The 14,102-nt window shown below is 72.5% G+C and carries 14 protein-coding genes; 7 read left to right on the top strand and 7 right to left on the bottom strand.

What is annotated here, in order from left to right:
- Nucleotides 1–44: 44 nt before the first annotated feature.
- The 3 genes from ACLII4_RS08960 to ACLII4_RS08950 are packed head-to-tail and all read left to right on the top strand — an operon-like array spanning nucleotide 45 to nucleotide 2,121.
- A complete protein-coding gene (locus ACLII4_RS08960) occupies nucleotides 45–821 on the top strand; it encodes a TrmH family RNA methyltransferase (protein WP_412067046.1) in 777 nt (258 codons plus the stop codon).
- A gap of 53 nt (nucleotides 822–874) precedes the next feature.
- A complete protein-coding gene (locus ACLII4_RS08955; RefSeq protein WP_412067045.1) occupies nucleotides 875–1,840 on the top strand; it encodes a hypothetical protein in 966 nt (321 codons plus the stop codon).
- Nucleotides 1,841–1,875: 35 nt separating this feature from the next.
- Nucleotides 1,876–2,121 (top strand): hypothetical protein, encoded by a 246-nt coding sequence (locus ACLII4_RS08950; RefSeq protein WP_412067044.1) that lies wholly within the window; start codon nucleotides 1,876–1,878, stop codon nucleotides 2,119–2,121.
- Between the two features lie 33 nt (nucleotides 2,122–2,154).
- On the opposite strand, the gene ACLII4_RS08945 is transcribed toward ACLII4_RS08950, so the two are convergent.
- The 3 genes from ACLII4_RS08945 to aat all read right to left on the bottom strand — a co-directional run bounded on the left by ACLII4_RS08945 (nucleotide 2,155) and on the right by aat (nucleotide 5,759).
- Nucleotides 2,155–4,038 (bottom strand): DUF294 nucleotidyltransferase-like domain-containing protein, encoded by a 1,884-nt coding sequence (locus ACLII4_RS08945; protein WP_412067043.1) that lies wholly within the window; start codon nucleotides 4,036–4,038, stop codon nucleotides 2,155–2,157.
- A gap of 93 nt (nucleotides 4,039–4,131) precedes the next feature.
- Nucleotides 4,132–5,112, bottom strand: coding sequence for an N-acetylmuramoyl-L-alanine amidase-like domain-containing protein (locus tag ACLII4_RS08940; protein ID WP_412067042.1), 981 nt, complete (start codon nucleotides 5,110–5,112; stop codon nucleotides 4,132–4,134).
- A 47-nt stretch (nucleotides 5,113–5,159) separates the two neighbouring features.
- Nucleotides 5,160–5,759, bottom strand: coding sequence for a leucyl/phenylalanyl-tRNA--protein transferase (gene aat, locus ACLII4_RS08935; RefSeq protein ID WP_412067041.1), 600 nt, complete (start codon nucleotides 5,757–5,759; stop codon nucleotides 5,160–5,162).
- 213 nt (nucleotides 5,760–5,972) lie between these two features.
- Here aat and ACLII4_RS08930 point away from each other — a divergent pair, with 213 nt between their 5' ends.
- From ACLII4_RS08930 to ACLII4_RS08915, 4 genes are all read left to right on the top strand, one after another.
- Entirely contained in the window at nucleotides 5,973–6,254 is a 282-nt protein-coding gene (locus tag ACLII4_RS08930) for a polyhydroxyalkanoic acid system family protein (RefSeq protein WP_412067040.1), read from the top strand.
- A gap of 4 nt (nucleotides 6,255–6,258) precedes the next feature.
- Nucleotides 6,259–6,963, top strand: a complete 705-nt coding sequence (locus tag ACLII4_RS08925; RefSeq protein ID WP_412067039.1) for an EcsC family protein — start codon at nucleotides 6,259–6,261, stop codon at nucleotides 6,961–6,963.
- Between the two features lie 53 nt (nucleotides 6,964–7,016).
- Nucleotides 7,017–7,397: a hypothetical protein gene (locus ACLII4_RS08920; RefSeq protein ID WP_412067038.1), complete on the top strand. Its 381-nt coding sequence runs from the start codon at nucleotides 7,017–7,019 to the stop codon at nucleotides 7,395–7,397.
- A gap of 199 nt (nucleotides 7,398–7,596) precedes the next feature.
- A complete protein-coding gene (locus ACLII4_RS08915; protein WP_412067037.1) occupies nucleotides 7,597–8,709 on the top strand; it encodes a helix-turn-helix transcriptional regulator in 1,113 nt (370 codons plus the stop codon).
- A gap of 39 nt (nucleotides 8,710–8,748) precedes the next feature.
- On the opposite strand, the gene ACLII4_RS08910 is transcribed toward ACLII4_RS08915, so the two are convergent.
- The 4 genes from ACLII4_RS08910 to ACLII4_RS08895 all read right to left on the bottom strand — a co-directional run bounded on the left by ACLII4_RS08910 (nucleotide 8,749) and on the right by ACLII4_RS08895 (nucleotide 14,098).
- A complete protein-coding gene (locus ACLII4_RS08910; protein ID WP_412067036.1) occupies nucleotides 8,749–9,246 on the bottom strand; it encodes a GreA/GreB family elongation factor in 498 nt (165 codons plus the stop codon).
- A 110-nt stretch (nucleotides 9,247–9,356) separates the two neighbouring features.
- Complete coding sequence (locus ACLII4_RS08905) at nucleotides 9,357–9,638, bottom strand: hypothetical protein (RefSeq protein ID WP_412067035.1); 282 nt, start codon at nucleotides 9,636–9,638, stop codon at nucleotides 9,357–9,359.
- 262 nt (nucleotides 9,639–9,900) lie between these two features.
- Nucleotides 9,901–12,633, bottom strand: coding sequence for a DNA mismatch repair protein MutS (gene mutS, locus ACLII4_RS08900; protein WP_412070551.1), 2,733 nt, complete (start codon nucleotides 12,631–12,633; stop codon nucleotides 9,901–9,903).
- 151 nt (nucleotides 12,634–12,784) lie between these two features.
- Complete coding sequence (locus ACLII4_RS08895; RefSeq protein WP_412070550.1) at nucleotides 12,785–14,098, bottom strand: RagB/SusD family nutrient uptake outer membrane protein; 1,314 nt, start codon at nucleotides 14,096–14,098, stop codon at nucleotides 12,785–12,787.
- Nucleotides 14,099–14,102 lie beyond the last annotated feature (4 nt).

The following is a 14,102-nucleotide window of genomic DNA, read 5'->3' as shown; positions in this document are numbered from 1 at the left end:
GGGCCCGGAAACTACGCTCCTCCCCTAGCGGGCTAGCTTTCGGCATGCCCCTCGACCCGCTCTTCTTCGACCTCCCCGACACCGTGCCCGTCGGCGGCACCGCGTACCCGGCCGAGACCGTGCTCGACGTGCTCGGGCGCTACCTCACCGACGAGCGCCGCGCGCGCCTGGAGGCCGTCATCGCCGCGCGCGCGTTTGGCGTCGTCCCGGTGATGGAGGCGCTGATCGACCCCGGGAACGTCAACGCCGTCTTGCGGAGCGCCGAGGGGCTGGGGTTCGGGGCCGCGCACGTGGTCGCCCTCGAAGGGACGGCGGCCACGTTGGTGGAGCAGATCGACGACGAGGACGCCGACTTGGTCGACGACCGCCGGGCCGCGCGCCGCGCCAGCCAGGGGGCCCACAAGTGGGTCGAGGTCCGCGCCTGGGATGACGCCCGGGCCTACGTCGACCACGTCCACGCCCTCGGCGGCCGCGTCGCGGTGACGGCCCTGCGCGACGACGCGCGGCCCATCGCCGAGTGGGACTTTTCGCACCCGACGGCGCTCGTCGTCGGCAACGAGCACGCGGGCGCCAGCGACGCCATGGTCGAGGCGGCCGACGCGGCGATCCTGCTCCCGATGGACGGGTTCGTGCAGAGCTACAACGTGTCGGTCGCCGCCGCGATGGCGCTCGCGCACGCCCGCGCCGATCGCCTGGCCCGCACCGGCCGCCACGCCGACCTCGACCCCGACCGCCAGCGCCGGCTGCTGGCCCACTACGTCGCCCGGGCCGTCCCACTGGCGGCGCCGTTGCTGGCGGAGCACGCCCGGCGGGAAGGGTGAGCCGACGAACGAGCTGGGAGGCCTATCCTCTCCGCATCACCTGCTCTTGGCTCATGCTTGCCCGACTCGCGCTCGTCGTCGTCCTCTCAGCCTCGGCGCTCGCATGCGCCAGCGCCGAGGAGGCCTACTCGGAGGGCATGGCGCTGGAACAGAGCGGCGACATGGTCGCCGCCGCCGACGCCTACGCGACGGCGCTCGAACGGGACCGCGACCTGCCGAACGTCGCCGGGCGGCTGGCGGTCGCGGGACGCGAGGCGATCCGCCAGCACCTCGCGGCAGCGGAGGGGCTGGACGCGGAGGGCGCAGCGCTCGCGTACCGCGAGGCCGACGCCCTCGTCGATCGGGCCGCCGCGCTCGGCGTCCCCCTCGACCGCCCCGCGTCCTTCGCCGCCGACCGCGACGCCCGCTACGACGCCGCCGTACGCTCGCTGACCGAGGCCGCCCGCCGAGCGTCGCCCCCCTCAGACGCCGTCGCCCTCACCAACCGAGCCCGCGCGTTCTCGATGACCGACGCCCAGGCCGAGGCGCTCGACCGGGTCGCCCGCGACGCGTACGCGGCCTGGGTCGAGGCCGACCTGTCCGCCGGCCGCTACCGATCGGCGCTCACCCATGCCGACGACGGGCTGGCGCTGGGCGCGTCGGCCCGGCTGGCGGACCTCCGCGCCAGCGTGCTGACTCTCGGTGCTCTCCGCGCGGCCGTCTTCCCCGCCGAGGGCGACGACGACCTCTTCGCCCGCGACGTGTCGGACGTCCTCTATGACGAGGCCCTCGTCTCCAACGACCCCTTCGTTCTCTTCGCCGACCCGGCCGCCGTGCGGAGTTGGGCCCGTCGCTCCCGTGGCCTCGACCTCTCCGACAGCCCCCGCCGGCTGGCAGAGGCTGCCCACGACCTCGACGCCGACTTCGGGGTCGTCGTCGCCATCCGCCCGCTCGCGACGCGCGAGACACGGGGCGAGGCGAGACGCGCACGGCCGATCTCGAATCGGGCGGGCGAGCGACGTACACGGTCCGCGAGCTGACGGTCGAGATCGAGGCCGAGGCGGACGTGGTGGTGGTGGCGAGCGATACGCGGCGGTCCGTGTGCGACCGTCGGGTCTCGCGCGAGGCGCGGGCGCGGGTCGACATCGCGAGCTACAGCGGCGACTGGCGCCAGTTGGAGCTTTCGCGCTCGGCCCGCTTGGCGTTCGCGCCCGACGCGGCCGAGCGGGCCCGCGCCGAAGCCCGCGACGAGCTTCGGGACCGGCTCGCGGCGGCCATCGCCGACCGCGTCGAGGGGTGCCTGTCCGCGTTCGTGCCGTAGCGGCGCGGGAGGCCGTCCCCCCGCGCCCGGCGCTTAGAGCCCGTAGTGGCTGGCGACCGCCGACTGGGCGCTCTGGACCGCCTTGATGGTCTCCTTGACCAAGTTCTGCTGGCTCTTGTGCATCGTGTCCGGGTCGACCAAGTCGCCCGGCCGCTCGCCGCGCTCGGCGGACTGCATCTGGCCCCGGAGGTGGAGGTCGACGAGCGTGGTGAAGGCTGGCACCAGCCCCATGGCCTGCGCCGCCAGCGGGTGGTCGGACTGCCCCACATGGCGGAGGCGCTCGAAGGTGCCCGCCGACTCGAGGTAGCTCGCGTCCAGCGCCAGCGCCCGCGCCATCCGCACGACGGGCATGATCAGGCGCGTCCGCAGGTCGAGCCCGGTCACGCCGCTCACCTCCTCGACTTCGATGCGCCCCAGCATCGTGAGCGGCATGTCGGCCTTGGCCCCTTCACGGGCCAGAATCGTCGCGAGCCGCTTGTTGGGGAGGTGCCCCGCGATGGTGCCGATGAGCGCGTCGCCCAGTTCGTCGTCGCCGTAGAGCGTGCGCACGTCGAAGCAGAGCGCGGCCCTGGCCGTCGCCGAGGCGTCGGTGCCGGAGGACCACGCGTCGTAGGCGGCGCGCCAGCTGCTCAGGGGCTGGCGGAAGGCCTCGGCGCTGGCGTCGACGCCGTTCTCGGGGTCGCCATAGCCACACTCCCGGAGCGCCCCGACGGCGCGCGTCGCCAGCGTTTCGTAGTAGGCCGCCGCGCGGTCGGCGTCGCCCGCGGCCGGGTCGGCGTAGACCAGGCCGTTGTCCTGCCACGCCCGCAGCACCGACTCGCGCCGGCCGGCAGCGCCGAACGTGAGCCACGCCCAGGGGCCGTCGTAGGCGTCGGCGCCCATCTCGGCGCGCACGTCGCGCTCGACCGTCGTCAGCACGCGGCGCTTGAGCTGGTCGTCGATCTCGGTGACCAGGTCGAGGAGGTCGTCGGCGTGGATGCCCTGGTGGTAGAGGCGGTAGAGGCGCCGGTTCGAGTCGGCGCGGAGCCCCGCCAGCTCCTCGACGGACTGCGCGCGCTCCAGGCGCTCGGTCGTGGCGACGGGGTCGAGGCCGCGGTAGTGGCTGGCGTCCTCGGCGGAGAGCAGGCCGCGGAGGTGGCCCCCGTCGTCATCGACCACCACGACCCGGCGGATGCGCTCGCGCATCATGGTGCGCATGGCGTCGTAGAGGCGGTCGGCCGTGCGGAGCGCGATCGGGGGGCGGTCGACAAGCGCCATCGCGGGCCCGTCGAGGTCGCCGTTGTTCGCCAGCACGCGCTTGACCAGGTCGCCCTCGGTGATGACGCCCATCGGGACGCCGTCCTGCACCAGCACGACGGCGTCGGTCTCGCCCTCCGACATGGCCTGGGCCGCGTCGCGGACCGTCGCGGACACGTCGATGGTGGTGGCCTCCGCGCGCAGCACGTCGCCCAGCGTCGTGTCGAAGAGGAGGAACGCGCCGGACGCGTCGATGTCCTCGTCGAGCGTACGGACGTAGCGCTTGATGTCGGCCTCGAAGAAGGCCCGGAACGCGTCGTTGGAATCGAGGAGCCGCTTAAAGCTGTCGGCCGCGATCAGCGCGCACGACGTGTTCTCGACGGCGCGGGCTTCGTACGGCAGCGCCCCGCCCTGGAGCAGCCCGTACGACCCGAACTGCGAGCCCGAACCGGCCATGTCCACCACGCGCCCCGTCTCGGCCTCCTGGAGGCGGACGAGCCCCTCGGTGACGATGTAGAGCGCCCGGTGGATGTCGTCGCCCTGCTGGAGGATGACCTCGCCCGGCGAGTACAGCTCCAGCGTCATCTTCTGGAGGAGCGACTGGCGCTCCTCGTCGGAGAGAACGTCGAACGGTTCGGTGCCGGCGAGAAGATCGGCGATCTGTGCGGAAATGGAGGCCATGCGGGCGCGTCGGGGGAGAGGGGCCCGTAGGACGCAGGCTCCCCGGGCCGGATCCCACGGCGCCAATCGGTGCCCCCTCGCGCGGCGCGACGGCTAGCCGCGCGGGTCCGTCGGCCGGACCACCACGACGCCGATCTGGCTCCGGATGCCCTGCACGTAGGTCGCCAGGTCCGGCGAGATCTTGACCGCGTCCGACGACAGCGAGGCGTGCATGAACCCGGTGTGGTCGGCCGTCTTATGGACGAACCCGGTGTGCGTCACGTCGAGCCCGCCGATGCTGGTGGCCGTCGCGATGATGTCGCCGGGGCGGAGCTGGCCGTAGACGTCGGCGATCCGCCCCTGGGGGACGTAGAACAGCTCGGCGTCCGCCAGCGACGCCTCCATGTCGACGATACAGGCGTACGTGCCGTCGTCGGCCAGCTTGGGGTAGGCCTCGCGGTGCTCCCCCATAAAGGAGAGCCGTTTGTCGAACGGGTCGCCGCCGATCGACTGGGTAACGTTCGTCATCGCCCCGCGCCGCTCGTTGTCACGGATCCAGTCCGAGAAGTAGTGGAGGCGCGAGCAGTAGCCGTCGAGCTGGCCGTCGCGGTAGCGGAGCGTCCGGACGCCCGCCGCGTAGTCGTCGTAGGCCGCCTGGTCGAGCGCGATCATCCGCGCCAGCGACATCACGTTCTCGATGTAGAGCACGCAGTCGAAGGCCGTCAGGTCGACGACGAGCACCTCGGATTCGGGAGCGTCGAGCATGCCCGCGAGGTAGGGGCGGCCGATCAACTGCTCGCCGACCCACTGGACGATCTCGCCGTACGGCCGGTCGGCGACGTTCTGGGCGGCGGCCTCGTCCAGGATGCGGCGGAAGGTGGCCTCGGTCTCGCTCCGCGCTGCCTCGACGGTGTCGGCCGGCGCGCGGGCCGCCTCGGCGGCGACGACGGGCGCGGCGTGCGAGACCGGCGGGGCGGCCGGCGTCACGTCCGCGCTGGCGACGGTCGTCGGGGCGGGGGCGGGCGAGTCGGAGGCGGACCGCGAGCCGCAGGCGGCGAGGGCGGTCAGGCCGGCGACGAGGGCGAGTCGGAGCATGGGGGGTGGGGCACGTGCCCTCGATGAACGCCCGACCGAGGCGAGTGTTACCGGGCCCGGTCGATGGCGTGCCAGTCGCCATCCACGCGCAGCGCCGCCGCCAGCGTGCGCTCGAAGGCCGCTCTCGGGATCTCGACCACGCCGAACCGGGCCAGGTGCGGGGTCGACATCTGGGTGTCGAGCAGCACGAACCCGCCCGCACGGAGCCGCTCGACGAGGGCGACGAGGGCCACCTTCGAGGCGTCGCGCTCACGAGAGACCATGCTCTCCCCGAAAAAGGCGCCCCGCAGGGCCACGCCGTAGAGCCCCCCCACGAACCGACCCTCCCGCCAGCACTCGACGCTGTGGCCGAACCCGGCGTGATGCAGAGCGACGTAGGCCTCGACCACCTCGTCCGAGATCCACGTGTCCTCCCGCCCGGGCGCGGGCTCCGCGCACGCCCGCACCGTCGCCTCGAAATCGCGGTCGACGGCGACCTCGAACCGGCCCTGGCGGACGGTCTTCGCGAGCGTCTTCGGGACGTGGAACGCGTCGAGGGGCAGCACGGCCCGGGGGTCGGGGGCGTACCACCCGATCTCGCCGTCGGGGTCGGCCATCGGGAAGATGCCTTGGCGATACGCCGCGAGCAGGAGGTCGGGGGTGAGCACGTTTGGGTGAGCGGGTGAGCGGGTGAGCGGGTGAGCGGGTGAGCAAGGTGCCGCGAGAATGCGGGGGGGCGCTCGCAGATCGTAGGAATGCAGGGGTGCGAGACTGCGAGCAGGCACTCGATGGGACCTGCCGGGCGGCGCCCCCGCGCTCACGTCAGGGGATTCCCCCCGGCCGCCGACGAACCGAGGCGCGCGGCGTCGCGTACCACGGCCATGCCCGACATCGAGCTTTCCCGCCCCCACTCGCTCGGCCCCGACGGGGCCCTGGCCGCCGCCACCGCCGTCGCCGAGCGCCTCGAGCGCGAGCACGGCATCCGCACCCGGCGCGAGGGGGATGTCATCCACGTCGAAGGTCGAGGCGTCAAGGGGCGGCTGCTTGCCGGTCCCGACGCCGTCACCGTCGTGGCCACGCTCGGGCTGACGGCCCGCCCGTTCCGCCGCCTCCTGCGCCGCGAGATCGAGGCCGAACTCGATCGCCTCGTCCCCCTCCCCTAAGCCCATGTCTGCTACCACTACCGTCCGCCGCTTCGTCCTCGACCGGCTCTACCCGACCGTCCTGGACGGCGTCCCCGGCCTGGGGACCCCCCAAGAGCGCGCCGCCGAGGCCCGCGCCGCCGGCGGGAGCGTCGATGACCAAGTCGACCGGCTCATCCTGCGCCACCTCGCGCTCGCGTCGTCGGCCGGGTTCGTGTCCGGCCTGGGCGGGTGGCTCACGCTCCCGGTCGCGCTGCCGGCCAACCTCGCGGCCGTCGCCAGCGTCCAGCTGCACATGGGCGCCTCGATGGCCGTCCTCGCCGGCCACGACCCCCGCCAGCCCGGCACGCGCCAGCGGGTGCTGAACACGCTCGTCGGCTCCGGCCCTGCCGATCCGGCTCGCGACGCCGAGCAGGAGACGCTCGACCGCGTCGGGCTGAAGCTGGCGGAGCGCGGGCTGAACGTCGTGGTGTCCAGCCTGGCGGGCGCCGCCAAGTGGGGGGCCAAGAAGGTGGTCGCCGGTCGCGTCCAGCGCAAGATGCTGCGCGGGATCCCGCTCGTGGGCGGCTTCATCGGCGCCGCCAGCGACGGCTACGTGACCAAGAAGGTGGCCGAGGCCGCCCGCGCCGAGTTCTTCGGCGGGATCTCCGAGCACGACTTCCCCCCCTCTTCCGGTGACGGCCTGCCCGCCGGCGTCGTCCCCGCCTCTCCCGACGAGACCACCGCCTGAAAGCGGGACCGCGCCAACCAGTCGCCCCGCCTCCCTCTCCTCTTCCCCCTCTCATGGACACCATCCCCAACGAAACCGAAGCTGCTGAAGTCGCCGCCACCGTCGACGACATCGAGCGCGGCTTGACCGCGCTCCCGCTTTCCAAAGCGATCAACCGGATCGACGACTGGAAGCGCAAGATCGAAGCGACCGAGCGCGAGGAGTTGCTGCCGATCGCCGCGTCGCTCGGCGAGCTCCACCAGTCGCTCGTCGGCGAGGGAATCGATGGCGCCCGCGTCGGCGCCATTCTGGTCAGCCTTGGCGAGAAGACGGAGGCCTCGGCGGACCACGTCGGCCCGCCGACGACCGGGGACTCGACCGCCGCTCTCGAGGCCTCGCTCCGCCGGCTCGGGTCCCTCCTCCGCCACGCGGGCGGCGCGCTCGGCGGGAGCTAGGGCCCGTCACGAGAATCCGGGTCCTGTCTGCGCAAGGCCTCTGGCGGCGTCTGCCGCGTTGCCCTCGTCGCGAGCGGGGGCATACCGTGACCGCGGTGGACGTGGCAGGGCTTGGCGTGCGGTCGAGAATCCGATCGGCACCGCCGAGACAAAAGGGCGGCCATCTACTTTCTAGCGGCGCCGTCTTCCCCCGACCCGCATGGCCCTCCACCTCTCCTCCCAGGACCTCGCCCGCATCGCCTACACGCAGGCGGCGTTGCTCTCACCGCTGGCAGTCCCGAGCGCTCAGGCGTGGGGACGCGCAGTCACGGACGCCCTGTCGGCGCTCTTCCATGCCGACGCCGCCGTCGCCGTCCTCCCGACCCGCTCTTGCCCCGTCGTCACCCGGAACGTGCCCAACGCGATGGCCGACGTCTACGAGCACTTCTTGGCGGGCCCGGCCCGGGACGGGCGGAAGTCGCCGGACCCGGCCATGCCCTACGTCGAGCGCGTCCGTAGGGCGCGGGGGTTGGGGCGCTTGACGTTCCCGATCATCGACCGGATCCTGGGCGGGACCCTCCGCGACTCCCCGTTCTTCAACGAGACGGCCGCGGCGATGGGGGCCGGCCACCTCCACGGGCTCTACCTCCCGCGCGGGCTCGACGACGGGGAAAAGGCGCAGGTTGAGGTCTACCACGTCGACGGCGAGCGCAGCCCGTTCGGCGACGCCGGCGTCGACGTCCTCGCCCTGCTGGCGCCGGCCTTCGAGGCCGGCGCCGGCGCGCTCGCCCGGCTCGATGGCCAGCGCGCCGTGCTCGACGCGCTGGCCGAGCCGGCCGCCGCGTTCGACGGCGCCGGCCGGATTCACCATGAGAACGCCGCGCTCGGCCGCGCGCTCGGCCACGACGCCCAGCGAGCCTGGGTGCTCGGCGCCGCCCGCGCCCTCGCCCGCGACCTTGGAGCCGACGAGAGCCCATCGCCCTGCCCCTTCCGAACGGTCGAGACCGAGCGCGGGCGCTACCGGCTGCGGGGCACGCTCCTCCCGCGGAGCCCGTTCGGCCCTGGTCCGGGCATCCTCATCACCGTCGAGCCTCCAGCCGAGCCGTGGCCCGAGCCCACCGCGATCCGGGCCCGCTTTGGGCTCACGCGCCGCGAGGCCGAGGTGGCGCTCCTGCTCGCCCGCGGGCTCACCAACGACGACGTGGCCGACCGGCTCTGCATCAGCCCACACACGGCACGGCGGCACACCGAGCGCGTGATGGCCAAGCTCGATGTGCCGGCGCGGGCACAGGTGGCCGCGGCCGTTCTCGTCGACCACCGGCAAGCGGCGTGAGCGCGTCAAGCCCGGCTCCGTGCGCGTGCCGCAGGGTTGCTAGACGTAGCGGACTGCGACGACGGTCAGTTCGCGGTTGCCCGCGGGCGTGGTGAGCGCGGCTGTGTCGCCGGCCTGCTTGCCTGTCAGTGCTCGGGCAAACGGGGACGTGAAGGCCACCGTGTCCCCCCCGGACGCCGCCTGGTCCACGCCGACGATCTGGACGGTCCGCTCGGCCCCATCCGCCTCGCGGACGGTCACGGTCGCCCCAAAGCGAATGTCTTCGCGATCGGTGGTGGACGGGTCGACGACCTGAGAGCGGGCGATCCGCTCGACGAGCAGCTTCAGGCGCCCCGTCAGCATCTCCCGCGTCCGTCCCGCGTCGGGGTCCTCGGCGTCGATCTCAGCGCGTTGGCGCTCGACGTCGGCGCGCTCGGCCCGCAAGGCCACCAGCCCAGCGGGCGTCACGTAATTGGCCACGCCGGCCGGTAGCGGCGGGCGCGGGGGGACGACGACGGGCACCTCGGGGGCGCCCTCTTTGACGAAGGCTCGGCTCATAGCCCCCCTACGCGCCACCGCCGGCGCCGGTGCCGACCTCGCGGCAGGCCCCAAAAAAGGCGCCCCCCGGCCGAAGCCGGGGGGCGCACAGGCAAGACGGCAGAGCCGACTTACATGCCGTCACCGTCCATGTCGCCGTCGAGCTCGGCGTCGACATCGTCGGCCATGTCGGAGGCGTCGGCCTCGATCTCGTTCATGGTGTCGTCGAGGCCGTCGCCGAGGACGTCCGCATCGGGCTCGCCGGGCTCGTCGAAGACTTCGCCGTCGCCGATGACATCAGCCTCGTCGCCAGCGGGGGCGCCCTCCTCGTAGGCCTCCTCCGTGGCGGAGTCGGCGCAGGCCGTGAGGCCGAAGGTGAACGTGAGGGCGAGGGCCAGAATGAATGCGCGCATTGTGATAGGGGTGTGGGGTGATACGACCGACAGGCGACGCGAGCGATATGCGGCGGCTGCCGGACTCCCGGCGGGAGCGACCACAACATACCCCGATCTGGACCGCGCACAATCACGAGCTCTCCATAAGGTGTTCACGAAACACGGGCACGACGCCGTTTTTGGCCTGCAATCCCGGTTCCGGCTGGCTGCTTTGTGAAGAGGCCGCCGCGCCACGACGCTCTGATCGGTGCTCCCCGGATCCGTATGTGTGCGGAGGCGCTTAGCGCTCGGCGGTCTTTTTGAGGTCCGCGAGGGCCATCAGCGCCTCGATGGGTGTCATCCGATCCGGCTCCATGGCCGAGAGGTGATCGAGGACATCCGTGGCGATCGGATCGGGCGCCGCGAGCGCGACCGGCGCGGGAGACGGCGCGGGAAGCGCTCCGACGGACGGCCGTGCGCTCCCCGGAAGCCCGTCGCTCCGAGGCGCCCCGCCGACGCCGACCTCGGCCGCCACGTCGTGCGCTTCGAGATGCCGGAGAACGGACTTGGCCCGCGCCACGACCGACGCCGGGAGGCCGGCCATCCGCGCCACCTCGATGCCGTAGCTGTGGTCGGCCCCGCCCGGCACCAGCGTTCGCAAAAACACCACGCGCCCCTCGTGCTCGCGGACGCGGACGCTGTAGCTGGCGACCCGGTCGAGCCGCTCCGACAACGCGTCGAGCTCGTGGTAGTGCGTCGCGAAGAGGGTCCGCGCCGCGCACGCGGGTGTCTCGTGGAGGTGCTCGACGATGGCCCACGCCAGCGACAGCCCGTCGAAGGTGCTCGTGCCCCGGCCGACCTCGTCGAGCAGGATGAGGCTCCGCTCGGTCGCGTTGTTCAGGATGTTGGCCGTCTCGTTCATCTCGACCAGGAACGTCGACTCGCCGGCCGCCAGGTTGTCCGACGCGCCGACGCGCGTGAACAGGGCGTCGACGGCGCCGACGCGGGCGGACGCGGCGGGCACGAAGCAGCCGACCTGCGCCAGCAGCACCACGAGCGCGGTCTGCCGGAGCACGACGCTCTTGCCCGCCATGTTGGGCCCGGTGATGAGCAGGATCTGCGAGCCAGGCTCGCCGCCGCCCGGGGCCACCAAGCGCACCGAGTTGGGAATGAACGCCTCGCCCGCCGGCAGCATCTGCTCCACGACCGGGTGCCGCCCGTCGACAATGTCGAGAACGGTCGAGCCGTCGACCTCGGGGCGCGCGTAGTGGTTGCGCTCGGCGACCTCCGCGAAGCCCGCCAGCACGTCGAGCGTCGCCAGCGCCTGCGCGTTCGCCTGGATCGGCGCGACGGCCTCGGCGACGCGGACGCGCAGGTCTTCGAACAGCGTCGTCTCCAGCGTCCCGATGCGGTCCTGCGCCGTCAGGATCGTCTCCTCGTACTCCTTGAGCTCGGCCGTGATGTAGCGCTCGGCGTTCGTCAGCGTCTGCTTGCGGGCCCAATCGTCGGGCGCCTTGTCCTTGTGCGCGTTGGAGACTTCGAGGTAGTAGCCGAAGACGCGGTTGTAGCCCACTTTGAGGCTAGTGATGCCGGTCCGCTTTGCCTCGCGCGCTTGGAGATCGGCGAGGTACGCCTTCCCGTCGCCCGCCACGGCCCGCAAGCGGTCGAGCTCGGCGTCGACGCCCTCTCGGATCAGCCCGCCCGCTTTGAGCTGGGCCGGCGGATCGTCGACGAGCGTTGCCGCGATGTCGTCGACGGTGTCGTCACACGGCTCGAGTCGGTCGCGCAAGCGCGCCAGCAGGCCGTCGGGCACGTCCGCCAGCGTGTCCGCGATCACGGGGACGCGGCGCAGGGTGTTGCCGAGCGTCGCGAGGTCACGGGGTCCGGCGCGGCCCGTGCAGACCTTGCCCGCCAGCCGTTCGAGGTCGCCCACGTGTCGCAGTTCCTCACGGGCGGCCCGACGGAACCGTGCGCCGCCCAGCGCGGCGACGGCGTCGAGACGGGCGTTGATGCGAGACACGTCTCGGAGGGGCCGCACGAGCCACTGGCGAAGCAACCTCCCCCCCATCGGCGTCAGCGTCGCGTCGAGGACGCCGACGAGCGAGCCGTCGCGACGGCCGTCGTGCATCGAGGCGACGAGCTCGAGGTTGCGCTTGGTGGCCGGGTCGAGCGCGATGTGGTCCTCGGCGCGGTAGCGTTGGAGCCTGCGGACGTGGGGGATGCGCCCCTTCTGCGTCTCGCCGAGGTAGTACAGCGCCGCCCCCGCCGCCGTCACGCCGACCGTCAGGCCGTCGACGCCGAAGCCCTTCAGGCTGTGTGTCTTGAAGTGGCGAAGGAGGGTCTCGGTCGCGAAGTCGAGCCCGAACACCCAGTCCTCCTGCTTGGTGACCGCGAACGGCAGCGCGCCGCCCTGCACGGCCGAGACGGCCTGCCGCAAGCGGTCGACGTGGCGCTTGTCGACCACGACTTCGGCCGGGCCGATGGTCTGCAACAGACTCCCGAGCCGGGCGACCGGCGCCTCGGTGACGTAGAACTCGCCCGTCGAGGCGTCCGCGAAGGCCACGCCGACGGTCTCTTTGTCCTTGCCCCCCCCCCACGCGACGGCCGCGAGGTACGTCGACCGTTTGGCGTCGAGGAGCGGGTCGCGGAACGCCACGCCCGGCGTCACGACCTCCACGACGCCGCGCTTGACGATCTTGCGCGCCATCTTGGGGTCCTCCAGTTGCTCGCACACGGCGACCCGGTGTCCGGCCTGGACCAGCTTGGGCAGGTGCTGGTCGAGCGAGTGGTGCGGGAAGCCCGCCAGCGGGATCTCCTCGGCGGCCCCGTTCCCGCGCTTGGTCAGCGTGATCCCCAGCACGTCGGCGACGACGACCGCGTCGTCCTCGAAGGTCTCGTAGAAGTCGCCCATCCGGAAGAGCAGGAGCGCGCCGGGGTGGCGGTCCTTGATCTTCCAGTACTGCCGCATGAGCGGCGTCAGGTGCTGGCGCTTGCGGTCGGCGTCGCTGAGGAAGAGGTCGTTTTGCTCGGGCACGCGGTCGGTCGGTCCTGGCCGTGCAAACTAGGGGTGGCGGGTGCCACGCCTGGGTCACCCCAACCGCTTGCGGGGCAGCGCCAGCGGGGGAATCAAAAGACGAGGCCCGCCCCGGGATGGGAGCGGGCCTCGCTAGCCGATGCAGCAAACGCTAGTTGCTGTCGCTGTCCGGGACCGGGAAGCGGTCGAACACGTCGTCGCCGGCGCGGTCGATGGGCAGCGTGCCCAGGCGGCCGTAGCGACGGAGATCGAGCCAACGGTGGCCCTCGGCGTAGAGCTCGTAGCGGCGCTGGCGGAGCACCTCGTCGACCAGCGCGCCCTGCGACGTATCGCCCGAGTAGGGGTCGAGGCCGGCCGCGGTACGGATCACGTTGAGGTCCGCGACGGCGCCGCCCGTGTCACCGGTCTGCGCGCGGGCCTCGGCGCGGAGCAGGATCAGCTCCGCGTTGCGGATGATCGACAGGGGCGCCGAGCCCGAGGCCACCACGTCGATGTCGTAGGCCGAGGTCAGCCCGTCGAACGTGCGCAGGTCGGTCCGGGCGGCCACCTTCGAGATCCGGTTGTCGTCCGGCGCGATGTCGTCGACGTACGAGGGGTGCGCGAGCACGCCGTCGCCGCCGCCGTCGAGCGGGAAGAAGAACGGGTTCTGGATGTCGCCCGCGCCCGTCGAGAACGTGTGGTATGCCCCGTCGGTGAGCGGCGCGGCCGTGTCGATAAACGAGTTATCGAGCGCCGCGAGCACGCCGCCCCAGTCGGAGCGGTACGCGTCGACGCGGGCCGCGAGCGCCCGGTTGATCTGCGCGTAGCCGGCCGTCGTGTTGGGCACGCCCTGCCCGAGGGAGGTCGGGAAGAAGAACGCCGCGCCGCCCTGGAGGTCGGCGTAGCCCTCGTCGAAGAGCGCCGCGATCCGGTCGAGCGACTCGGTGTAGCCGACGATCGGGCCGGCCTCGGCCTCGCCAGGCTCGATAAACTTGATCCCGTTCTCGCCCGTGAGGTTGAGGTTCAGGAGGTACTGGTACGCGATCCAGGTCTTGGCGAACCCGCGAGCCGACGCTTTCTGGCCATCCGACAACGTGGTGTTGCCTTCGAGGGCCACCAGCATCGTGTTGGCGTTGCGGATCGTGGCGTACCGCGTCGCCCAGGGCGTCGTGATGTAGAACGTGTTGTTGTCCAACGTCGACTCGGCGCGGCCCAGCAAGTCCTGGGTAAAGCGCGGGTCGGACGGGCTGACCCGCCAGTACTCACGGCCGAGCACGCCCACGTCGACGAGGTACGTGCCCAGCCCGAGCCGGGACGACGCCTCGACGCCGACGGCGAGGTTGGCGAGCGCCGCCTGGGTGGGGTTGTTGATGATGTCGTCGAGCGCCGGCCCGTTCGGGTTCGCTCGGTCGTCGATGTCGGCCAGGTCGCACCCGGCGAGGAGCACAGCGGCGGCGAGCGCGGCGGTGCGGAAGAAAGCAGTCATGGGG

This window comes from Rubrivirga aquatilis (assembly GCF_046845665.1).
In the GTDB taxonomy this organism is placed as follows: domain Bacteria; phylum Bacteroidota; class Rhodothermia; order Rhodothermales; family Rubricoccaceae; genus Rubrivirga.
Note: the sequence above shows the minus strand (reverse complement) of the source record. Positions and strands in the feature narration are given on the sequence as shown.